Origin of the sequence: Mycobacterium paraintracellulare (assembly GCF_000276825.1) — a bacterium.
Taxonomy (GTDB): Bacteria; Actinomycetota; Actinomycetes; order Mycobacteriales; family Mycobacteriaceae; genus Mycobacterium; species Mycobacterium intracellulare.
In genome coordinates this window covers 869,380-891,519 of the sequence record NC_016948.1, presented here as the reverse complement: position 1 = coordinate 891,519, position 22,140 = coordinate 869,380, and the positions used below count along the sequence as shown (strand labels likewise).

Here is a 22,140-nt window from a genome sequence, read left to right as displayed (position 1 = left end):
CGGACGCCGACGACGCGGTGGACGTCGCCGTCGTCGGGGGCGGGCACAACGGCCTCGTCGCGGCGGCCTACCTCGCGCGGGCCGGCCTGCGGGTGCGCCTGCTGGAACGGCTGGAACAGACCGGCGGGGCCGCGATCTCGGCGCAACCCTTCGACGGGGTCGGCGTCCGGCTGTCGCGCTACTCCTATCTGGTCAGCCTGCTACCGAGCCGCATCGTCGAGGACCTGGGCGCCGGGATTCGGCTGGCCCGGCGTCCCTATTCGTCGTACACGCCCGACCCCGCCACCGGCGGCCGCAGCGGGCTGCTGATCGGGGCGCCCGGTAACACCTTCGCCGCCATCGGCGCGGCCGACGACGCCCAGGGCTTCGCGGACTTCTACCAGCGCTGCCGGCTGGTGACCGAGCGGCTGTGGCCGACGCTGCTCGAACCGCTGCGCAGCCGCGAGCAGGCCCGCCGCCACGTACTGGAAAGCAACGACCGCCGCGCGGCGGCCGCCTGGGAAGCCCTGATCGAGGAACCGGTCGGCGAGGCCATCACCGACGCGGTGGGCAACGACCTGGTTCGCGGGGTGATGGCCACGGACGCCCTCATCGGCACCTTCGCGCGCCTCGACGATGAGTCGTTGACGCAGAACGTCTGCTTCCTGTACCACGTGCTCGGCGGCGGCACCGGGGACTGGGACGTCCCGATCGGCGGGATGGGCGCGCTGACCACCGCCCTGGCCGCGGCCGCCGTCGGCCACGGTGCCGAAATTATCAGCGGCGCAGAGGTTTACGCGCTCGACCCGAGCGGCGAAGTGCGCTATCGCAGCGGCGGCCATGAGCGCCGGGTCCGGGCCCGGTTCGTCCTCGCCGGCGTCACGCCCACCGTGCTGGCCGGGCTGCTCGGCGACGAACCGCCACCGGCGGACGGCGGCGCGCAGGTCAAGGTGAACATGGTGCTGCGGCGCCTGCCCCGCCTACGCGACCGGGGCGTCACACCCGACCAGGCCTTCGCCGGCACGTTCCACGTCAACGAGACCTGGACGCAACTGGATACGGCCTATACCCAGGCGGCCGCGGGGCAACCGCCGAATCCCCTGCCGTGCGAAGCGTATTGCCACTCCCTGACCGATCCCAGCATCCTGTCCGATGACCAGCGCCGCTCGGGCGCCCAGACGATGACGGTGTTCGGCCTGCACACCCCGCACGCGCTGTTCGGCGACGCCGACCCGGACGCGCTGCGCGATCGGCTCACCGACAAGGTGCTGGGATCGCTGAATGCTGTTCTGGCCGAACCGATTCAAGAACTGCTGCTGCACGATGCGCAGGGGCGCCCGTGCATCGAGACGACGACCACATCAGATCTCGAGCGCACCCTCGGCATGAGCGGCGGCAACATTTTCCACGGCGGGCTGTCGTGGCCGTTCGCCGATGACGACGATCCGCTGGACACCCCGGCGAGGCAGTGGGGCGTGGCCACCGCTCACGAACGAATCATGTTGTGCGGCTCGGGCGCTCGCCGCGGTGGGGCGGTGTCGGGCATCGGCGGGCACAACGCGGCGATGGCAGTGCTCGCCTCCCTCGCGACCAGGCAGAGAATCGCGTAAATCCCGCCGCCCGCAGGCGATTCTGCGTCTGCTCGGCAGGAAACTAGCGCGCGTCGATCGTCGCGTAGTCGCGCTCGGTGTAGCCGGTGTAGATCTGGCGCGGACGGCCGATCTTGCTGTCGCCCTCGTCGTGCATCTCACGCCAGTGCGCGATCCAGCCGGGCATCCGGCCCAGCGCGAACAGCACGGTGAACATCCGGGTCGGGAACCCGAGGGCGCGGTAGATCAGGCCGGTGTAGAAGTCGACGTTGGGGTACAGCTTGCGTTCGACGAAGTAGTCGTCGGTCAGCGCCGCCTCTTCGAGCTCCTTGGCGATGCTGAGCAGGTCGTCGTCGCCGCCGAGCTTGGCCAGGATCTTGTCCGCCTGCTCCTTGACGATGCGGGCCCGCGGGTCGTAGTTCTTGTAGACGCGGTGGCCGAAGCCCATCAGCTTGACGCCGGCCTCGCGGTTCTTCACCTTGCGGACGAATTCACTGACGTTGTCGTCGCTTTCGCGAATCTGCTCGAGCATCTCGAGGACCGCCTGGTTGGCGCCGCCGTGCAGCGGGCCCCACAGCGCGTTGATCCCACCGGAAACGGAGGTGAACAGGTTCGCCTGCGACGACCCGACCAGCCGCACCGTCGACGTCGAGCAGTTCTGTTCGTGGTCGGCGTGCAGGATGAGCAGCATGTCCAGCGCCCGGATGATCTCGGGGTCCGCCTGGTACGGCTCGGCCGGTAGGCCGAACGTCATGCGCAGGAAGTTCTCCACCAGGGTCAGCGAGTTGTCCGGGTAGAGGAACGGCTGACCGACCGACTTCTTGTACGCGTAGGCGGCGATGGTCGGCAGCTTGGCCAACAGCCGGATGGTGGACAACTCGACCTGCTCGTTGTCGGTCGGGTCGAGGGAATCCGGGTAGTACGCCGAGAGCGCGTTGACCGCGCTGGACAGCACCGGCATCGGGTGGGCGTTGCGCGGAAATCCGTCGAAGAACCGCTTCAGGTCCTCGTGCAGCATGGTGTGCAGCTGAATCCGCTTGGTGAACTCGGCCAGCTGCTCCTTGCTGGGCAGCTCACCGTAGATCAGGAGGTAGCTCACCTCGATGAAGGTCGACTTCTCGGCCAGTTGCTCGATCGGGTAGCCGCGGTAACGCAGGATTCCGGCGTCGCCGTCGATGTAGGTGATGGAGCTCTTGCACGACGCGGTGTTGACGAAGCCGTTGTCGAACGTGGTGTAGCCGGTCTTGGACAACAGCGAGCCCAGCGCGATGCCGTCGGCGCCTTCGGTGGCGCTGACGATCTCCAGGTCGGTCTCACCGCCCGGGTACTTCAGAGTGGCGGTGTCGTCGGTGTCGGCCACGAGAACCCCTTCGTGCTTCCGGCTGATATGGCTGCCCCTGACTTGGTGCTTACAGCTGAAGGTAGTCGTTATCGCGACGAGGCGCCCGTCCGGGGTCGGGTCTGGGAACCTTCCTTAAGCTTTCATCAGGTAGCGCGGTGACGATCCCGGCAGCTCGTGTCTTTCGCCGCTGCGCGCCCGGCGGTCGGCGACGCGTGCCGCGCGGATCTGCCGTGGCGCGGGCCACAACAGGTACGGCGCACCGCCATTGTCCCGGAAAGCGGCGCCCATCACCCCGCCGTGGACATCGGCCCGGCCAACCCGAAGGCGTGAGCGGCGTTGTCGTGTAACACCTTTCGCAGCCACACATCGTCGATGCCGGGCAGCCGGGTGAGGACCTCGACCGCGTCGACGTAGCCGTACGGGATGTTGGGAAAGTCGCTCCCGAAAAGTATGCGGTCGGCGAGATCACGGAGGCGTCCGTACTCGGCGGGCGGGAAGGGCATGGCCTCCTCGACGAACGGGGTGAACGCCATCGTGGTGTCGAGCCGCACGTCGTCGTAGCGCTCGGCCAGGTCGAGGAAATCCGTGTACTCGGGCATGCCCAGGTGGGCGATGATCAACCGCAGGTGCGGATGGCGCGCGAGCAGTGCCGCGACGGGCCCGACGCCGGTGTGTTCGCCGGGGACGGGACCCGAGCCGCAGTGGATGATCACGGGGATCGCGGCGTCTTCGATGACGCCCCAGGCGCCGTCGAGCAACGGGTCGGTGGGGCTGTAGCGGCCGACCTGAATGTGGGCCTTGAATACGCGGGCGCCGGACGCGATGGCCTGACCGACGTAGTCCTCGACGCCGGGTTCGGGGTACAGCGTCGCGGTGTGCAGGCAGTCGGGCGTCGTCGCCGCGAACGATCGGCCCCACTGGTTCAACCAGGCCGCCATGTGCGGCTTGTGCGGATAGATCAGCGCCGTGAACGCCCGGACCCCAAAGCCGCGGAGGGTTCGCAGTCGCTGTTGTTCGTCGCTGCGGTAGGCGATCGGCCAATGCCGTCCCACCAGCGGGCCGGCGTCATCGAAGTACCGCCACACCTTGTCCATCACGGATTTGGGCATGAAGTGCGTGTGCACGTCGACGATGCCGGGCAGCCCGAGCGCCGTCCAGATCCGACGTACCGACTCCGTTTCGTCCATCGCCAGCCAAGTTAGCCGCCGCGCGGGCACGCTACGGCTGGAGGCGCTCGATGCGACCGCCGCTGACCCGGATGCGGTTATGCAACCGGTTTTCCCGTCCCTGCCAGAACTCGACCACCTCGGGCGCGATGAGATAGCCGCCCCAGCCCGGCGGCACCGGAACCTGCTCGCGGTCGGCGAAGCGCGCGGTCACCTCCTCCAGCTGGCCCAGCAGGGCCGCCCGCGACGCGATCGGTTGCGACTGATGCGAGGCCCAGGCGCCCAGCTGTGATCCGCGCGGTCGTTTCGACCAGTACTCCTGGGTCGCCTCCGCAGTGACCTTGCTCACCGGGCCGCGGACGTGGACCTGGCGGCCGAGCTGGTACCAGGGAAACGTGACCGCGGCGTACGGCGTCGCGGCCAGATCGCCGCCCTTGGCCGAGTCATAGTTGGTGAAAAAGGTGATCCCGGTCTCGTCGACGCCCTTGCACAGCACCGATCGGCTCGCCGGCCGCCCGTCGGCGGTGACGGTGGCCAGCACCATCGCGTTGGGCTCGGCGACACCCGATCGCTCGGCGTCGTCGATCCATTTGCGCAACAACGAAACCCAACCATCGCCGAGCCAGTCCGCGTCGAGATCGGGACTGCCGTCCTTCTCCGCCGATCCGTATTCCACACGCATTCTTTGCAGGTGCTCTTTTCCTGGCTCGGGGTCCCGTCGTGCCATCGCGTCAACGCTACCGGCGCTTGCTACCGGCCGGTAGCGTCGGCCCGAGCGGGGGGTGCGAGAATTTTCGGCATGACTGTGGTCCCCGAAGACTTTGTCCCCGGCCTCGAAGGCGTGGTCGCCTTCACCACCGAAATCGCCGAGCCGGATAAAGACGGCGGCGCGCTGCGCTACCGCGGTGTCGATATCGAAGACCTGGTGGGTCAGCAGGTCACTTTCGGCGACGTGTGGGCGTTGCTGGTCGACGGAAAGTTCGGCCACGGGCTGCCGCCCGCCGAGCCGTTCCCGCTGCCCATCCACACCGGCGACGTGCGCGTCGACGTGCAGGCCGGCCTGGCGATGCTCGCCCCGATCTGGGGGTACAAGCCGCTGCTGGACACCGATGACGCCACCGCCCGCAACCAGCTGGCCCGGGCGTCCGTCATGGCGCTGTCCTACGTTGCCCAGTCCGCGCGCGGCATCTATCAGCCCGCGGTGCCCCAGCGGGTGATCGACGAATGCGAAACGGTCACTGCCCGTTTCATGACGCGCTGGCAGGGCGAGCCGGACCCGCGCCACGTCGAAGCGATTGACGCCTACTGGGTTTCGGCCGCCGAGCACGGGATGAACGCCTCGACGTTCACCGCGCGCGTGATCGCCTCCACCGGCGCCGACGTGGCGGCGGCGCTGTCCGGGGCGATCGGCGCGATGAGCGGTCCCCTGCACGGGGGCGCGCCGGCGCGGGTGCTGCCGATGATCGAAGAGGTCGAGCGCACCGGCGACGCGCGCGGCCTGGTGAAGAAGATCTTGGACAGCGGCGACAAGCTGATGGGATTCGGGCACCGGGTGTACCGCGCCGAGGATCCGCGGGCGCGGGTGCTGCGCGCCACCGCCGAGCGGCTGGGCGCACCGCGCCACGAGGTTGCCGTGGCGCTGGAGCAGGCCGCGCTGGCCGAGCTGCGGGAGCGGCGCCCGGACCGGGCCATCGAGACCAACGTCGAGTTCTGGGCTGCGGTCATCCTGGACTTCGCCCGGGTGCCGGCCAACATGATGCCGGCGATGTTCACCTGCGGACGCACCGCCGGGTGGTGCGCCCACATCCTCGAGCAGAAGCGGCTGGGCAAGCTGGTCCGGCCGTCGGCCATCTACGTGGGCCCTGCCCCGCGCAGCCCGGAATCCGTCGAGGGTTGGGACCGCAGCCTCACCAACGCCTGAGGCCTTCCTGGTTGTCGGTGCCCGGCGATCTAATGGTTGCTGTCGCGCGATGACTTTGCGTCGCCGACGCAGTCATACGTCGTGAGCCTGTCCGCGGTGGGCAGGCGACGGAACCGACAGCAAGGAGAATCAGGATGGCGATCAACATCGAACCCGCACTGTCCCCCCACCTCGTGGTCGACGATGCCGCCGCGGCAATCGACTTCTACGTCAACGCTTTTGGGGCCGAGGAGATCGGGCGCGTGCCGCGCCCGGACGGCAAACTGGTGCACGCCGCGCTGCGCATCAACGGCTTCACGGTGATGCTCAACGACGACTTCCCGGAGGTGTGTGGCGGCAAGTCGATGACACCGACCTCGCTGGGAGGCACCCCGGTGACGATCCACCTCACCGTCACCGACGTCGACGCCAGCTTCCAGCGGGCGCTGGACGCCGGTGCCACCGTGGTGGCCCCGTTGGAGGACCAGTTCTGGGGCGACCGCTACGGCGTGGTCGCCGACCCGTTCGGCCACCACTGGTCGCTGGGGCAGCCGGTCCGCGAGGTCAGCATGGAAGAGATCACCGCGGCGATGTCCGGGCAGGGCGCCGGCTAGCGGCGATCGCAAGCGCGGCCGCGGCCGGGCGCGGCGGGTCGCCGCCATCGGCATTAACCGAGCAGCCGGTCCAAGAGCCGGCGTCGCGGTGGCGGGGCCGGCTCGGCGGTCGCGGCGGCCGCGAGCATCGCGGCGACGTCGGTGAACTTGTTGCGGGGCCGGCCGTCACCGCTGCCGCGCGCGATTTCGGCGGCGTCGATGGCACGCCATCCCGCGGCGTCGACGGCCTCGGGCCGACGGGAGCGCACCAGGGCGGCCAGCGCCTCGGGCTTGGCCGCCGGTTCGGTCAGCTTGCCGGCGTTGAAATCGGCCACCAGGGCCTGCACGGTCTCAAACGAGCACGACTTGTTGGTCCCGATGAACCCGCTCGGTCCCCGCTTGATCCAGCCCGCGACGTACGCGCCGGGCACGGGTGCGCGCGAGGCGGGATCGACGACGCGCCCGCCGTCGTTGGGCACCACGGCCGACGATTCGTCATAGGGAAGCCCACGAATCTGCTTGCCGCGGTAGCCGATCGACGTCAGCACCAGGCCCGTGTTCAGGCGGCGCGCCTCATCGGTGCCGGTGACCGAGAACTCCAGACCGGAGACACGCTGCTCCCCCAGCACACGGGTCGGGGTGAGCCGGTATGCCAGCCTGATCCGCGGGCGTGCCGCCGGCGCCGAATCGTCGCCGAGCGTGCTCAGGATTTCCAGCTTGTTTTTCGTCAAGGGATCCGACGCCGTCGCCAGGTCGGCCGCGACCAGTTCGTGGTCGGCCGCGCTGAGGACGACCTCGGAGCTGCCCGTGAGCCCGATCAGCTCGGGCAACGTGAACGCCGACTGGGCCGGGCCGCGCCGGGCGGCGATCACCACCTCACGCACCGCCGAGCCGCGCAGCGCCGCCAAGGCGTGGTCGGCGATGTCGGTGCGGGCCAGGTCGTCGGGGTCCGCGGTGAGCACCCGGGCGACGTCGAGGGCGACGTTCCCGTTGCCGATGATTACCACCCGCTCGTGGCCGAGATCGACTGGCAGGTCGGCGAAGTCGGGATGACCGTTGATCCAGGCCACCAATTCGGTCGCGGTCCCGGTGCCGGCCAAACCCATGCCCTCGATGTCCAGGCGACGGTCGTCGGGCGCACCCACGGCGTACAGCACGGCGTGGTGGTGAGCCAGCAGGTCGTCGTGGCTGAGGTGTTCGCCGATCTCGACGTTGAGATAGAAGCGGAAGCGCTCGTGGCCGGCGACCCGCTCGAAGAGGCGGGTGACCCGCTTGGTGTTCTGGTGATCGGGCGCCACCCCGGCCCGCACCAACCCGTACGGGGTGGGCAACTTCTCAAAGACGTTGACGCGCACGCCGTGCTGGGTGAGTAGCTCGTCGGCGGCATACATCGCCGCCGGACCCGATCCGACGATGGCCACGGTCAGCGGCCGGCGGCGGGCCCGCACTTCGGCGGCCGGGATGACCGGCGCCAGCTTCGACGTCGGCGGAAGCTTCTCACCCTCGGGCCGTTTCGGGTAGAACGACGCGTTGATTTCGACGAAGGGCAGCTGGTTGGTGTCCAACCGGGTGTCGGGCGCGATGGCCCCGACCGGGCACGCGCTCACGCAGGCGCCGCAGTCCACGCAGGCCGCCGGATCGATGTAGAGCATCTCCGAGGTGGCGAAGCCGGGCTCGTCCGGCGTGGGGTGAATGCAATTCACCGGACACGCGAAAACACAGGACCCGTCGTTGCAGCACGACTGGGTAATAACGTGCGGCATGAAACCTACAGACCGGACTCGTTACGCGGCCGGGACCGAGGCCAGGTGCTGGCGCTGCGGCTCGCTGCGGTAGCGCGACGGCTTGCCGTTGATCTTGCACAACCGCCACATCAGCCGCGCCGAGCGCGTCTCCATCAGGCCGGTGTCATAGGCCAGCATTCGCACGTCGCCGAACATGTCGCTGAGCCACTTACGCGATTCCGGCGACCGGAAGAACAGTTCCTTCTTGACCTCGCGCGGGATGTCGAACTCCTGCCAGAAAGCCTTGGGCGGCACCACAATCGCGCGGCAGAGCACCTTCATGGTCAGCGGCAGGTACAACGCGGTCCAGAACCGCTGCCTCTTGGTCAATTCCGGCACCCGCTTGCGCAGGAACTCGTGGGCGAACGAGATGTGGCGCGCTTCCTCGGCGACGTGGATCGCCATCACCCGTTCCATGATCGGGTGCAGGGACTTGCCTTCGCGCAGCACATTTTTCTGTGTGTGGTCGATGGGCTCCTCGCCGGCGAGCACGCCGATGAAGAACGCTACCGGCAGCGGCCCCGCCACCAGCGGAACCAACGGCGACAGCCACTTGAGCATCCGCGGCATGCCCGGGACGTCGGCGCCTATCCGGTTCACCATCTCCTGGAACATCATGGTGTGGTTGCATTCTTCGACCGACTCGTGCAGGCAGTACCGGTATTCGGGCGAGCCGTTGGGCACCCAGAACGTGTAGTTCATCAGGCCGCGGATCAGGATGGATTCGAAGTGCAGTCCCACCTTGGCCACGTTGGCCTGTCGCCACATCCCGATCTTGATCTTGCGCTCGTCGGACTGCGCCAGGTACCAGGGATGACGGCCCAGCGGGTCGGTCTCCGGCAGGATCCACCGAGGGTCGTTCTCGGTGACAGCGAATTCCGGTGAGTCCCAATCGATGTCGGTGTACGGGTTGAAGTTGCGCCGCACCGACCCCTCGGACAGTGTGGCAAGCATGTTGACGTAGTCAGCGTCGTCGCGCACTTCCATGTTGCGGCGCCAACGCCGGACCAATCGCGTCCTAGCCATAACCTAGGCCTCCTCAATGAGGTTTACATTTGGACGTGCTATGTCCAGACAGTACCGGAGGTACCGGATATTTCCTAGACCCGTCCGAGGCACTGTGACCTGACCAGTGGTCATCGAATTCGTATGCCCTGGATCACAACGGAGGAAACGTCGGAGGCCCCCCGAGCAGGCGTTTTGCGTTGACGGCCCGGTCCGACGGTCGGCCCGCCGCAACGGCCCGCCAGGGTGGCTCACTACCCTGATGAGCATGGCTGACCAGCTCGCAGATTCCCTTCAAATTCCCGACGCCATCAAGCCCCGCGACGGCCGCTTCGGGTGCGGCCCGTCCAAGGTCCGGCCCGAGCAACTGCAGGCGCTGACCACGACGGCGGCGCCGCTGTTCGGGACCTCGCACCGGCAGGCGCCGGTCAAGAATCTGGTGGGCCGACTGCGGTCGGGGCTCGCTCAGCTGTTCTCGGTGCCGGACGGCTACGAGGTCATTCTGGGCAACGGGGGGGCGACGGCGTTCTGGGACGCCGCGGCGTTCGGCCTGATCGACAAGCGCTCGCTGCACTTGTCCTATGGGGAATTCAGCTCGAAGTTCGCCTCCGCGGTGGCCAAGAACCCCTTCGTCGGCGACCCCGTCGTCATCAAGTCGGATTCGGGCAGCGCCCCCGAACCCCAGAGCGATCCGTCGGTGGACGTGATCGCGTGGGCCCACAACGAGACCTCGACCGGGGTCGCGGTGCCCGTGCGCCGACCCACCGACTCCGGTGACGCGCTGGTCGTCATCGACGCGACGTCCGGGGCCGGCGGCCTGCCCGTCGACATCGCCGAGACCGACGCCTACTACTTTTCGCCGCAGAAGAACTTCGCCAGCGACGGCGGGCTGTGGCTGGCCGTCATGAGCCCCGCCGCGCTGGCCCGCGTCGAGTCCGTCGCCGCTTCGGGCCGCTGGGTGCCCGACTTCCTGTCGCTGCCCATCGCGGTGGAGAACAGCCTGAAGGACCAGACCTACAACACCCCCGCGGTCGGCACCCTGGCGCTGATGGCCGAGCAGGTCGACTGGATGCTGGGCAACGGCGGGCTGGACTGGGCCGTCAAGCGCACGGCGGACTCCTCGGGACGGCTGTACTCGTGGGCACAGGAGCGGCCCTACACCACCCCGTTCGTCAGCGACCCGAAGCTGCGCTCGCAGGTGGTGGGCACCATCGACTTCGCCGACGACGTCGACGCCGCGGCCGTGGCGAAGGTCCTGCGGGCAAACGGCATCGTCGACACCGAGCCCTACCGCAAGCTCGGCCGCAACCAGCTGCGGGTCGGGATGTTCCCGGCCGTGGATCCCGACGACGTCAGCGCCCTCACCGAGTGCGTCGACTGGGTCGTTGAGCGGCTCTAGTCGCGCGCCCTTGAACAGCCGGTAATCGGCGCGCCGCCGCCCAGCGTGTCAGCACAGATGATGGGCGGTTGCTGGACTAAAGTGCGCCGTGACGGGTCCGTCGCTGATCTGCACGGAGCCTGCGAGGAGATAGCCATGCGGGAACTCAAAGTGGTTGGGCTCGATGCCGACAGCAAATATGTCATCTGCGAGAGCGATGATCCCGCGGAGCAGTTCAAGCTGGCGGCCGACGACCGCCTGCGGGCCGTTCTGCGCGATGCGGCCCAGCACCCCGAGCAGCCGCAGCTCGAGATCGAAGTCACCAACATGCTCAGCCCCAAAGAAATTCAGGCCAAGATCCGCGCCGGCGCGTCCGTCGAGCAGGTCGCCGCGGCGTCGGGGTCGGACGTGTCGCGGATCCGCCGCTTTGCCCACCCGGTGCTGTTGGAACGGTTCCGGGCCGCGGAGCTGGCAACCGCCGCCCATCCCATGCTGGCCGACGGTCCCGCCGTGCTGACCCTGCTGGAGACCGTCAGCACCGCCTTGGTGACGCGGGGCCTCGATCACGACAAACTCAGCTGGGACGCCTGGCGCAACGAAGACAACCGGTGGACGGTCCAGCTCGCGTGGAAGGTCGGCCGTTCGGACAACCTCGCGCATTTCTGCTTCACGCCCGGCGCCCACGGCGGGACCGTCACCGCCATCGACGACGCGGCCAGCGCGTTGATCGACCCGACCTTCGAGCGTCCGCTGCGGCCGGTGGCGCGGGTGGCCCACGTCGACTTCGAAGAGCCCGCGAAGCCGCCCGTCACGCAGGAGCCGGCCCCGGAGCCGGAAGAAAAACCCGTGCACACCCGCCGGGGCAAGCCGGTCATCCCGGCGTGGGAGGACGTGCTGCTCGGCGTGCGCTCGGGAGGGCAGCGCTAGCCCGCTAGGCGCGACCCGCTTCGCCCGGCTGCGCCGCGCTCGCGATCACCACTAGGCGCGGCCCGCGGCCGCCAGGGCGAGAAGCGCGACCCACGCTCCCGTCACGCCGACTCCGGCGCCGAGCACGAACCAGCGCAGGACCGGGGTGCGCCGCCACCCCCACAGGGTCGGCGCCAGTCCCCCCGCGGCCACGATGTTGAGCCCGACGGCCAGCAGCAGGTGCACGCGAACCAAGCCCAGAGTGAGCACGACGATCGCCGCGGCGGTGACCGCCGCGACGAACGCGGCCACCGTCAAACCCGTTGCCCAGGGCACGGACTCGTCCTTCATCAGCCGAAGCCTAGCCTGACCGTTCATCGCCGCCTCTCGTCACCGAGCGCTCGTAGAACGCCAGTGCAGCCGCGGTCGCGACGTTGAGCGAGTCGGTTCCGCGCGACATCGGAACGCGCACCCGCACATCGCTGCACCGCAAGGTGGCCGGCGTCAGCCCGGGTCCCTCGGCGCCCACCAGCACCGCGACGCGTTCGCCCCGCGCGGCCGTGATCGCCTCGGCCAGCGGGCACGCCGACTCGTGCGGGGTCATAGCCAGCAGCCGAAACCCGTTCTCCTTCAACGTCATCAGCTCGGCCGGCCAACAGGTTGCGCGCGCATACGGCACCAGCAGCGCGTGTCCCATCGACACCCGGACGGCGCGGCGGTACAACGGGTCGGCGCACCCACTGCCGAATACCACGGCGTCGACGCCGAGCCCGGCCGCGTTGCGGAAAATCGAGCCCAGGTTCTCGTGATCGTTGACCCCTTCGAGCACGGCGACGGTGCGGGCGCCGGCGATCACCTCGGCCACGCTGGGCTCCCCCACCCGCCGGGCGGCCGCCAGCACGCCGCGATTGAGGTGGAAGCCGACCACGCGCGCCATGACGTCGGCGGACGTCCGGTAGAAGGGGACGGCGCTGCCGGCGAGGTCGTCTTTGAGCTCGGTGAGCCGGCGGTCGGTGCCGAGCAGGGCATGCGGGTGGAACCGGGACGCGAGCATGCGCTGAACCACCAGCACGCCTTCGGCGATCACCAGCCCCTTGCCCGACGGCAGGTCGGGACGGCGATCGACACTGTTCAGGTCCCGGAAGTCGTCGAGCCTCGGGTCATCGGGATCCTCGACGTCCTGGACGTTGCCGGCATCGGCGCTCACGGGCTTTCGTCGACCAGCGCCAACATCAAATCGGCGGCGCTGCGCAGGATGTCGCGCTGCTCGGTGTCCAGCGTCGACAGCCGCTTGGCCAGCCATTCCTGACGGGCGCGACGATTGGCCTTGACCAACTCGGCCCCGGATTCGGACACCGAGACGAGCACCTGCCGGCCGTCGACGGGATGCGGCACGCGGTCCACCAAACCCATCTCGGCCAGCGACGCGATCACCCGCGTCATCGACGGCGGCCGAACCCGTTCGCGAATCGCCAGGGCGCCCGGCGTCATCGGACCTTCGTTGGCCAGCATCGCCAGCGCCGACAGCTGCGACAGTGACACCGGCGACGACGGGTTGCGGAACCGCAGCTGGCGGGCCAGCCGCATGACAGCCAGTGACAGGTCGCTGGCGAGCCGCGCATCGCTGTCAGGCATGGCGCGAGGTTACACGCAAGCCTGAGAAACCGGGACACCAACCGGCTCTTGATTCGTTCCGCCAAATGCCGCGGAATTTCATCGAAGCGCTTAGTTTCGGCAAGTAGGTGAGCGCCCGGCGGGGACCGGCGGCGGGCTATGTTATTCGCGATGTCCGCCGAACCTGATCACCACCGCGCACCGCCGCCGCTGCCGGCGGTACTGGTGCACGCGTGGGCGTTCATCGCGCTCGGGGCGCTGGGTTGGGTCGCCGCGGCGGCCGCGGCGTTCCTGGTGCCCGCCCTGACGAGCTGGCGCCCGGTGACGCTGGCCGGTCTGGGCGTGGGGCTGCTCGGTACGACCATTTTCCTGCTCCAACTCGCGGCGGCACGCCGCGGCGCCCGCGGCGCCCAGGCCGGACTCGAAAACTACCTCGACGAAAAATGATTCGCTGACCCATTGGAGGAGCGATGGTAGCCCCGCTATTGCAAGCGCACGTCGACATCAACGCACCGGTTGCCAAAGTGTGGGAATTGATTTCCGACCTTCGGCGAATGCCGGAGTGGAGTCCGCAGTGCCGCTGGATGAAGCCGTTCGGCCCGCTGCGTCAGGGCACGCGCACCCTGAACCTCAACCGCCGCAACCGGATGTTCTGGCCGACCACCTGCACGGTGGTCGAGATCGTCCCGGACCGCAAACTCGCGTTCCGCGTCGACACCAACAACACAATCTGGAGCTATGAGCTCGAACCGGCCGGCGAGGGCACCCGGGTGATCGAGAGCCGCCACGCCGAAAACGGTGTCACCGCGTTTTCGAACCTGTCGGTCAAAGCGCTCTTCGGCGGCACCGACAACTTCGAACACGAATTGCTCGACGGCATGAACGCCTCGCTGGCGCGCATCAAGGCCGCCGCAGAAAAGGGCTAGTCCAGCGACTCGCTCTGGGGCTCGGGTGCGGACTGCTGCTCGGATTCGGCAGTCTCGGTCTCGGACTGCGCCTCCGGCGCTCGGATCACCGACTCCGGCTGGGCTTCCGACGTCTCCTGCGTCGGCTCGGCCGCCTCCTCCGTGGTCTCGGTCGTCTCTTCCGTCGGCTCGGACGGCGCGGTCGGCTCGACCGGCGCCTGGGTGACGTCCAGCAGGCCATCGTCGTAGGGCTCGTACGCGGGGGACCCGGTGCCCGCGGGCGCCGGGGTGTCCGAGTGCGCACCGCAGCCATACTGCTTGTCGACGATGTGCCCGTCGGCCGACAGCTCGTTGCCGCACACGCCGAACATCGCGCCGAGGGATCCCGATAGCGGCAGGAAGAAGCCGCAGTCGCGGCAAACGCGCTTGGTGGATCGTGCCATCGGCGAGTCGGGGCCGTAATCGCCGGTGTGCCAGCGTTCGGCCGCTGCCGCGCGGCCCTCGCCGCTCATCACCCAGCGACGGCCCAGCCCGATCTCGGCGGCGGTCTCGTCGACCTGCGGGTCGCCGCTGGCGGTGTAGCCGGGAACCAGGCGGGGATCGTCGGCGGCGGGCGCCAACAAATCCCCGGGACTGAGGTCCCCGGGGCGCACCCGGTGTTCCCACGGCACCCATTCCGGCGCCAGCAAAGCCGTCGGCCCCGGGACCAGCACCACCTCGCTGACGGTGGCGTGATCGGCGCCGGGATAGGCGGCCACGACCACGGCCCACTGCCACCCCTGGTAGCCGGGTAGGTGCGCCAGGAACCGGTGGGTGGCGGTGTTGGGGTCTTCGTAGCCGACGCCCAGGTAGTCGCCGACCATCTCCGGTCCGCTGAACTCCGCAACAGCCGCCCTGGCCTGGTCGGCCGCGCCCGTGAGCACCGCCGCCAGCCCTTCGGGCCACTCGTCCACGGTCGCCACGGAGGATCCTTCGGTGGGTCTGGTCACGTTGTCTTCTGTCTGCATTGCGGTTCCAATACTAGGTTGACGAGCCACGCCCCGTTACCTGCAGACGCATGTCGCCGGCATAGGGGAGAATCGGGGAGTGTCTGGGCGGCGGCAACACGATCCGGGCCGGGTGGCCTCCAAGCCAGGCCGCCGGGCCCCTAATGGCGTGGCCGCACAACATCCGGGCGCGGCCAACTACCCCGCCGGCGACGGTGCGCAGCGCCGAACGCGCCGCCCGCCGCCGATGCCGAGCGCCAACCGCTATCTGCCCCCGCTGGGCCAGCAGACGGAGCCGGACCGTGGCAGCAGCGCGCCCCCTCGCGGGCCGTCTTCGGGCGAGCGGATCACCGTCACCCGCGCCGCGGCGCTGCGCAGCCGCGAGATGGGTTCGCGGATGTATTGGATGGTGCAGCGCGCGGCGACGGCCGACGGCGCCGACAAGTCCGGCCTGACGGCGCTGACGTGGCCCACGGTGGCCAACTTCGCGGTCGACGCCGCGATGGCCGTCGCGCTGGCCAACACGTTGTTCTTCGCCGCGGCGACCGGGGAGAGCAAGGGCCGCGTCGCGCTGTATCTGCTGATCACCATCGCGCCGTTCGCGGTGATCGCGCCCCTCATCGGTCCGGCGCTGGACCGGCTGCAGCACGGCCGCCGCGTCGCGCTCGCCGCGTCGTTCGCCCTGCGCACGGCGTTGGCGCTGGTGCTGATCCTGAACTACGACGGCGCCAGCGGGAGCTACCCGTCGATGGTGCTGTACCCGTGCGCGCTGGCCATGATGGTGTTCTCGAAGTCGTTCAGCGTGCTGCGCAGCGCGGTGACGCCCAGGGTGATGCCGCCGACCATCGACCTGGTGCGGGTCAACTCGCGGCTGACCATGTTCGGTCTACTGGGCGGCACCATCGCCGGGGGCGCCATCGCCGGGGGCGTCGAATTCGTCTGTACCCACCTGTTCAAGCTGCCCGGCGCATTGTTCGTCGTCGTGGCCGTCACCGTCGCCGGGGCGTCGCTGTCCATGCGGATTCCGCGCTGGGTCGAGGTGACCGCCGGGGAGGTGCCCGCCACCTTGAGCTACCGCCACGACAGCGAACCCCTGCGCCGAAGCTGGCACAGGGAGGTCAGCGGGGCACTTCGGCAACCGTTGGGCCGCAACATCATTACTTCGCTGTGGGGTAACTGCACCATCAAGGTCATGGTGGGGTTTCTGTTCTTGTATCCGGCATTCGTCGCCAAGGCGCATGACGCTAGCGGGTGGGCGCAGGTCGCCATACTCGGGGTGATCGGCGCAGCGGCCGGCATCGGCAACTTCGTCGGCAACTTCACCAGCGCGCGCCTGAAACTGGGCCGGCCCGCCGTGCTGGTGGTGCGCTGCACGCTGGCGGTGAGCGCGGTCGCATTGGCGGCCTCGGTGGGCGGCAACCTGGTGCTGGCCGCGATCGCCACGCTGGTGACGTCGGGGGCCAGCGCGATCGCAAAGGCGTCCCTGGACGCCTCGTTGCAGAACGATCTGCCCGAGGAATCCCGGGCATCGGGGTTCGGGCGCTCGGAGTCGACGCTGCAGTTGGCCTGGGTCCTCGGCGGCGCCGTGGGTGTGTTGGTGTACACCGAACTGTGGGTCGGTTTCACCGCGGTCACTGCGCTGCTCATCCTGGGCCTGGCGCAGACGCTCGTCAGCTTCCGCGGCAACTCGCTGATTCCCGGCCTGGGAGGTAATAGGCCCATCATGGTCGAGCAGGAGGGCGCGCGTCGCCGTGTCGGCAGCCCGGCGGTGGTCGCCGAGTGAAACCCCGAATCAACCGCGGCATGTCCGTGTTGCTGGCCTGCCTGATGGCCCTGCTTTGTGTGGGCGTCGGGGTCGGCACCTGGCTGCTGGTGGGCCGCTCCGGTCCGCAACGCCCGGAGATCAGTGCGTACTCACATGGACACCTGACCCGGGTGGGGCCCTACCTCTATTGCAACGTGCTCAACCTCGAAGACTGTGCGACGCCGCAGACGCAGGGCGAGCTACAGGTCAGCGAGCGGTATCCGATTCAGCTCTCGGTGCCCGATGCCATCTATCGGGCGCCGTGGCGCCTTGTGCAGGTGTATGAGGATCCAACGAACAGCACCAGCACCATCTTTCGGCCGGGCACCCGACTCGCCGTGACCATTCCGCCGGTGGACCCGCATCGCGGTCGCCTCGCCGGGATCGTCGTGCAGTTACTGACTTTGGCGGTGGACCCGGCCGGCGAACTCCGCGATGTCCCGCACGCGGAATGGTCTGTGCGGCTCGTCTTCTAGGTCTTTTCCGTCCAACGTTCGCCGCCCTCCGCGCCCACGTTCGACACCCTCCGCGCCCAGCGTCGTTACCCTCCGCGCCCAGCGTCGCCACCCTCCGCGCCCAGCGTCGACTTGTTGCGACGACACGCCGCAAATTCCCGCCACAACCCCACGTTCGACCAGACGTGTCGGTGCCGACCGGCACCGTGTCCCCATGGAAATCCCGGACTGGCCATTTCGAGGCACCGACGCACTGGCCGCTGGAGTTATTACTCGGCACCGATTGCGAACCGAATTCGAGATGGTTCATCGCAACGTCTACATCCGCCGTGGACAACTGTTGACGCCGGTGACCCGAGCGGTCGCCGCCTGGCTGTGGTCTGGAAGGACCGCAACGCTGGCGGGGCTATCCGCGGCGGCGCTACACCGCACCAAGTGGATCGACGACTGGCTGCCGGCCGAGCTCAACCGTGCCGGCCGCGACAAAGCACGGGGCATCATCGTGCACAGCGACACCTTGGACGACGACGAAATATGCACGCGCGACGGGATGCGCCTGACCACGCCGGCGCGCACGGCGTTCGACCTTGGTAGGCGAAAGGGCTTGACCACAGCGGTGATTCGGCTCGATGCCCTCATGCATGCAACAGACTTGAAGCCAGCCGACGTCGAACTGCTGGCCGACCGCCATCGTGGCGCCCGCGGCCTGGTGCAGTTGCGAACTGCTCTGACCATGGTCGACGGGGGCGCTGAATCGCCGTACGAGACGAGGACCCGGTTACTACTCGCCGGCAGCGGATTGCCGCGGCCACAAACCCAGATCGAAGTGCTCAACGAATGGGGCGCGGTGCTGGCGCGCATCGATATGGGCTGGGAGGAATGGAAGGCCGGTGTGGAATTCGAAGGCGCGCATCACTGGACCGACCCGGCGCAGCGGGCCCGAGACATCGATCGCCTGGCAGAACTCGAAGCCCAGGGCTGGTCAATCATCCAGGTGAGCGCCGAGATGCTGCGGTACCGGCCGTACGTCGTCGTGGAGCGCGCCCGCGGCGCTTTGGTCGCGGCGGGTTGCCCGGTCTCAGCCGCCGAGCGTGGACTTGTTGGGCCAAAACGCCGCGATTTCCCGCCACAACTCCACGTTCGGCGGTAGCGGGTGGGCCACGTTCGGTGGTAGGGGGTGGGCCACGCTCGGCGGTAGAGGGTGGGCCACGTTCGGCGGTAGGGTGGGTCACGCACCGTGGCCGGGCGGTACCCGTTCGCCTTCGACGGGCGGACCCGGGGGCGTCCCCTCCCCGAAGGGCTTGCCGCCCAAGCTCTCTCGCCCGTGCGGCGATAGCCACCCGGACAGGTCGGGACCCTTGGGCACGATGCGGGTGGGGTTGATGTCGGCGTGGACGATGTAGTAGTGCTGCTTGATCTGGACGAAGTCGACGGTGTCCCCGAAACCCGGCGTCTGGAACAGGTCGCGCGCGTAAGCCCACAGCACCGGCATCTCGCTCAATTTGCTGCGATTGCACTTGAAATGCCCGTGATACACCGGGTCGAAGCGGGCCAACGTGGTGAACAACCGCACGTCGGCCTCGGTGATGGTGTCGCCCACCAGATAGCGCTGGCCGCCCAGCCGATCGCTCACCCAATCCAGCGCGGCGAACAGCCGGTCGTAGGCGGACTCGTAGGCCTCCTGCGAGCCGGCGAAGCCGCACCGGTATACGCCGTTGTTGATTTCGGTGTAGACCCGCTTGTTGACCTCGTCGATCTCCGCGCGCAGCCGCTCCGGGTAGAGCTCGGGCGCGCCGTCGCGATGAAAGGCCGACCACTCCGTCGACAGGTCCAACGTCATCTGCGCGAAGTCGTTGGTGACCACCGCCCCACTCGGCACATCGACGATCGCGGGAACCGTGATGCCCTTGGGGTAATCGGGGAACCGCTTGAAGTAGGCGTCCTGCAGCCGCGGGATCTTCAAGACCGGGTCCACACCACCGGGATCGAGATCGAACGTCCAACTGCGCTCGTCGTGCGTCGGGCCGCAAAAGCCAATGGAGAGAACGCCTTCGAGGCCCAACAACCGGCGGACGATGATGGCGCGGTTGGCCCACGGGCACGCGCGCGCCACGACGAGCCGGTACCGGTCGGGCTCGACCGGGTAGCCGTCACGGCCATCGGCGGTGATGCGGGTGGTGATGTAGTCGGTGTCGCGATTGAACTCGCCTTCTTGGGCGATGTAGGAAGCCATGTGTTCCATCGTGGCTCAACGCCGGCTCGTTGCCGAACGGTCGCCGGATGAGAACCGCCGGGCCAGATTGGCCTCGGTCGACTCACCCTCTTCCCAGTGGGCGATCCACGGCCCGGTGCCCTCGGACTGATCGATGATGCCGGCCTCGAGCCAGCCGTACCGGCCCTGCAGCAGGTTGCGCGTCAGCTGCACATCGCTTGCGTCAGTGTTGTCCCACAACCCGCGAAACAGCGCCTCCACCCGCAGGGTCGCCTGGGCGCAGAACGCCTCGGCCAGCTCGTAGGCCTGTTGCCCCACCACCGGATCGGCGGCGCGTTGCGACTCCGCGTGCACGCACGCCGCGGACATCGCGAACAGCTCGGCACCGATGTCGACGACGCGCCCGAGGAACCCCTGCCGCTGCTCCAGCTTGGCCTGCCAGCGCGCCATGCCATAGAAGGTGTTTCGTGCGAGCTTGCGGCTGGAGCGTTCGATGAACCGCAGGTGCGCCGCCAGCGGACCGAACTCGTGGTAGGCCCGCGGCCGCTGTCCTTCACCGAACACCAACTGCGGCAACCACTTTGCATAGAATCCGCTCGCACCGACCGCCGCGGCGGCCTTCTGCCGCAACCCCGTGTCGGGCTTGGCGAGGTCGCCGGCCGCGGCAAGGTGCGCGTCGACCGCCTCGCGCGCGATGAGCAACCTCATGATCTCGCTGGACCCCTCGAAGATGCGGTTGATCCGCAGGTCCCGCAACGCCTGCTCGACGGGCACGGCGCGTTCGCCGCGTGCGGCCAGAGACTCCGCGGTCTCGTAGCCCCGCCCGCCCCGGATCTGCATGACCTCGTCGGCGATCACGCAGGCCATCTCGCTGGACCACAGCTTGGCCAACGCCGCCTCGATCCGGATGTCGTTGCGCCCTTCGTCGGCCATCTGCGCGGACAGCTCGAGCACGGCGTCGAGCGCATAGACGGTCGCGGCGATGAACGAGAGCTTGCGGGCCACCGCTTCGTGCTCGGCCAGCGGCTTGCCCCACTGCACACGCTCGCCGGACCATTCGCGCGCGATCTTCAACGCCCACTTCGACGAGCCCGTTGCGCTCGCGGGGATCGACAACCGTCCGGCGTTGAGCGTGGTCAACGCGATCTTCAAACCGTCTCCCTCGGAGCCGATCAGGTTTTCGCGCGGGACCCGAACGCGGTGCAGCCGGGTCACGCCGTTTTCGATGCCGCGCAGGCCCATGAACTTGTTGCGCCGCTCCACGGTGATTCCGGGTGAATCGGCCTCGACGACAAAGGCGCTGATGCCGCCGCGGCGCCCTTCGCTCTTCGGCACCCGCGCCATGATCACCAGCAGTTCGGCGACCACGCCGTTGGTAGTCCACAGCTTCACGCCGTCGAGCTCGTAGGCCTGCCCGTCGTCGATGGGGGTCGCCGTCGACGCCAACCGGGCGGGATCGGAGCCGACGTCGGGTTCGGTCAGCAAAAACGCCGATATGGCGCCAGCGGCGCAGCGCGGCAAAAACTTCTTTTTCTGCTCGGGGGTCCCGGCGAGTTTGAGCGGCTCGGGCACCCCGATGGATTGATGGGCCGACAGCAGTGCGCCCAGACTGGGATGAACGCTCGTCACCATCATCAGCGCCCGGTTGTAGGCGACCTGCGACATCCCCAGGCCGCCGTATTCGGTGGGAATCTTCATCCCGAAGCAGCCCAGGTCGGCCAAACCCTTCACGTACTCGTCGGGAATTTGGGCGTCGCGTTCGATGACGCTGCCATCGACGGTCTCCAGGAATTCGCGCACGCTGTCGAGAAACGCGCGGGTGCGGGTCTCGTCGGCTTCCGTGGGAGTGGGGAACGGGTGTATCAGCTCCAGCGGAAAACGACCGAGAAATAGTTCTTTCGCGAAGGACGGTTTATCCCAACCTGTTTCGCGAGACTCCTCGGCGAGCGCTCTCGCCTGTTCCTCGGTGACCTGCGCTTGCTGTGCCATCGCAGCCTCCTTGCTAGACGACCGTCATGGGGTGTGGAGTACCCCATCTGCGGCTCGCCACCGAGCCGTCGCCTGCGAATTGGCTGCGTTTCGCGCGTTAGGCGTCGAGCTCCCGCGCCACGGCCTTGACGACCTCGGACACCCGGCGCGCGGTCTTGCGGTCCGGGTAGCGACCCTTGCGCAGCTCGGGCTGCACGGTGCTCTCCAGCAGCGTGATCATGTCCTCGACCATGCCGTGCAGTTCGTCGGGGTTGTGCTTGTGTTCGGCGGGCGCGTCGCGCCGCGCCTTGGTCAGGCTGGGCGGCGGCTCAATCAGCTTGAGGCTCAACGCCTGCGGTCCGCGCCGTCCCGAAGCGATACCGAATTCCACCCGCTGGCCCGCCTTGAGCCCCTCGACCCCAGCGGGCAGCGCCGACGAGCGGACGTAGACGTCTTCGCCGTCCTCTTGCGACAGGAAGCCGAAGCCCTTGTCAGCGTCGTACCACTTAACCTTGCCGGTCGGCACTGGTCTCACCTGCTTGTCTTACGGATCA

The 22,140-nt window shown here is 68.5% G+C and carries 21 protein-coding genes and 1 pseudogene; 10 read left to right on the top strand and 12 right to left on the bottom strand.

Features of this window, described 5'->3' with window-relative positions; all coding sequences use genetic code 11:
• The first annotated feature begins 17 nt into the window (after positions 1-17).
• Positions 18-1,589: a phytoene desaturase family protein gene (locus OCQ_RS04485; protein ID WP_008253897.1), complete on the top strand. Its 1,572-nt coding sequence runs from the start codon at positions 18-20 to the stop codon at positions 1,587-1,589.
• Between the two features lie 43 nt (positions 1,590-1,632).
• Here the strand turns inward: OCQ_RS04485 and OCQ_RS04480 are convergent, their stop codons facing one another.
• The 3 genes from OCQ_RS04480 to pdxH form a co-directional block, all read right to left on the bottom strand.
• The gene (locus tag OCQ_RS04480; RefSeq protein WP_008253896.1) at positions 1,633-2,928 is read right to left on the bottom strand and encodes a citrate synthase; all 1,296 of its coding nucleotides are present in this window, start codon (positions 2,926-2,928) and stop codon (positions 1,633-1,635) included.
• 269 nt (positions 2,929-3,197) lie between these two features.
• On the bottom strand, positions 3,198-4,097 hold the full coding sequence (locus OCQ_RS04475; RefSeq protein WP_014383894.1) for an amidohydrolase family protein: 900 nt from the start codon (positions 4,095-4,097) through the stop codon (positions 3,198-3,200).
• A gap of 31 nt (positions 4,098-4,128) precedes the next feature.
• Entirely contained in the window at positions 4,129-4,758 is a 630-nt protein-coding gene (gene pdxH / locus OCQ_RS04470; RefSeq protein WP_041784806.1) for a pyridoxamine 5'-phosphate oxidase, read from the bottom strand.
• Positions 4,759-4,875: 117 nt separating this feature from the next.
• Here pdxH and OCQ_RS04465 point away from each other — a divergent pair, with 117 nt between their 5' ends.
• Entirely contained in the window at positions 4,876-5,997 is a 1,122-nt protein-coding gene (locus OCQ_RS04465) for a citrate synthase 2 (protein ID WP_008253892.1), read from the top strand.
• A gap of 134 nt (positions 5,998-6,131) precedes the next feature.
• The gene (locus OCQ_RS04460) at positions 6,132-6,590 is read left to right on the top strand and encodes a VOC family protein (RefSeq protein ID WP_009957306.1); all 459 of its coding nucleotides are present in this window, start codon (positions 6,132-6,134) and stop codon (positions 6,588-6,590) included.
• A 53-nt stretch (positions 6,591-6,643) separates the two neighbouring features.
• On the opposite strand, the gene OCQ_RS04455 is transcribed toward OCQ_RS04460, so the two are convergent.
• Positions 6,644-8,332: an FAD-dependent oxidoreductase gene (locus OCQ_RS04455; protein WP_041784804.1), complete on the bottom strand. Its 1,689-nt coding sequence runs from the start codon at positions 8,330-8,332 to the stop codon at positions 6,644-6,646.
• A 21-nt stretch (positions 8,333-8,353) separates the two neighbouring features.
• Positions 8,354-9,379 (bottom strand): AurF N-oxygenase family protein, encoded by a 1,026-nt coding sequence (locus tag OCQ_RS04450; protein WP_026071403.1) that lies wholly within the window; start codon positions 9,377-9,379, stop codon positions 8,354-8,356.
• Positions 9,380-9,626: 247 nt separating this feature from the next.
• Between OCQ_RS04450 and serC the strand changes: the two genes are divergently transcribed.
• Together serC and sepH are read left to right on the top strand one after the other, a co-directional pair.
• A complete protein-coding gene (serC, locus tag OCQ_RS04445; protein ID WP_085978362.1) occupies positions 9,627-10,757 on the top strand; it encodes a phosphoserine transaminase in 1,131 nt (376 codons plus the stop codon).
• 135 nt (positions 10,758-10,892) lie between these two features.
• The gene (gene sepH / locus OCQ_RS04440; RefSeq protein ID WP_014379240.1) at positions 10,893-11,663 is read left to right on the top strand and encodes a septation protein SepH; all 771 of its coding nucleotides are present in this window, start codon (positions 10,893-10,895) and stop codon (positions 11,661-11,663) included.
• Positions 11,664-11,714: 51 nt separating this feature from the next.
• Here the strand turns inward: sepH and OCQ_RS04435 are convergent, their stop codons facing one another.
• From OCQ_RS04435 to OCQ_RS04425, 3 genes are read right to left on the bottom strand one after another with little or no spacing between them, the layout of a single operon-like run.
• On the bottom strand, positions 11,715-11,993 hold the full coding sequence (locus tag OCQ_RS04435) for a DUF2537 domain-containing protein (RefSeq protein WP_008253878.1): 279 nt from the start codon (positions 11,991-11,993) through the stop codon (positions 11,715-11,717).
• A 10-nt stretch (positions 11,994-12,003) separates the two neighbouring features.
• Positions 12,004-12,849 carry a TrmH family RNA methyltransferase gene (locus tag OCQ_RS04430; protein ID WP_008253875.1) on the bottom strand — a complete coding sequence of 282 codons (846 nt, stop codon included), beginning with the start codon at positions 12,847-12,849 and terminating at the stop codon, positions 12,004-12,006.
• A complete protein-coding gene (locus OCQ_RS04425; RefSeq protein ID WP_008253872.1) occupies positions 12,846-13,277 on the bottom strand; it encodes an Rv0880 family HTH-type transcriptional regulator in 432 nt (143 codons plus the stop codon). The genes OCQ_RS04430 and OCQ_RS04425 overlap by 4 nt, the downstream gene beginning before the upstream one ends.
• A gap of 150 nt (positions 13,278-13,427) precedes the next feature.
• Here OCQ_RS04425 and OCQ_RS04420 point away from each other — a divergent pair, with 150 nt between their 5' ends.
• Complete coding sequence (locus OCQ_RS04420; protein ID WP_008253869.1) at positions 13,428-13,703, top strand: DUF2530 domain-containing protein; 276 nt, start codon at positions 13,428-13,430, stop codon at positions 13,701-13,703.
• A 23-nt stretch (positions 13,704-13,726) separates the two neighbouring features.
• Complete coding sequence (locus tag OCQ_RS04415) at positions 13,727-14,182, top strand: SRPBCC family protein (RefSeq protein ID WP_008253866.1); 456 nt, start codon at positions 13,727-13,729, stop codon at positions 14,180-14,182.
• A gap of 185 nt (positions 14,183-14,367) precedes the next feature.
• Here the strand turns inward: OCQ_RS04415 and OCQ_RS04410 are convergent.
• Positions 14,368-15,150, bottom strand: a pseudogene (locus tag OCQ_RS04410) (DUF3027 domain-containing protein); the annotation flags it as partial.
• Between the two features lie 130 nt (positions 15,151-15,280).
• Between OCQ_RS04410 and OCQ_RS04405 the strand changes: the two are divergent.
• The 3 genes from OCQ_RS04405 to OCQ_RS04395 all read left to right on the top strand — a co-directional run bounded on the left by OCQ_RS04405 (position 15,281) and on the right by OCQ_RS04395 (position 18,556).
• Positions 15,281-16,930 carry an MFS transporter gene (locus OCQ_RS04405; RefSeq protein WP_036428514.1) on the top strand — a complete coding sequence of 550 codons (1,650 nt, stop codon included), beginning with the start codon at positions 15,281-15,283 and terminating at the stop codon, positions 16,928-16,930.
• 20 nt (positions 16,931-16,950) lie between these two features.
• Positions 16,951-17,427 (top strand): DUF2771 domain-containing protein, encoded by a 477-nt coding sequence (locus OCQ_RS04400; protein WP_373307964.1) that lies wholly within the window; start codon positions 16,951-16,953, stop codon positions 17,425-17,427.
• 193 nt (positions 17,428-17,620) lie between these two features.
• Positions 17,621-18,556, top strand: coding sequence for a hypothetical protein (locus tag OCQ_RS04395; protein ID WP_014383889.1), 936 nt, complete (start codon positions 17,621-17,623; stop codon positions 18,554-18,556).
• 78 nt (positions 18,557-18,634) lie between these two features.
• Here OCQ_RS04395 and OCQ_RS04390 read toward each other — a convergent pair whose 3' ends face one another.
• The 3 genes from OCQ_RS04390 to OCQ_RS04380 form a co-directional block, all read right to left on the bottom strand.
• Entirely contained in the window at positions 18,635-19,639 is a 1,005-nt protein-coding gene (locus OCQ_RS04390; RefSeq protein WP_041785382.1) for a glutathione S-transferase family protein, read from the bottom strand.
• A 15-nt stretch (positions 19,640-19,654) separates the two neighbouring features.
• The gene (locus tag OCQ_RS04385; RefSeq protein WP_014383887.1) at positions 19,655-21,607 is read right to left on the bottom strand and encodes an acyl-CoA dehydrogenase family protein; all 1,953 of its coding nucleotides are present in this window, start codon (positions 21,605-21,607) and stop codon (positions 19,655-19,657) included.
• A gap of 97 nt (positions 21,608-21,704) precedes the next feature.
• Positions 21,705-22,112, bottom strand: coding sequence for a cold-shock protein (locus OCQ_RS04380; protein WP_008253852.1), 408 nt, complete (start codon positions 22,110-22,112; stop codon positions 21,705-21,707).
• Positions 22,113-22,140 lie beyond the last annotated feature (28 nt).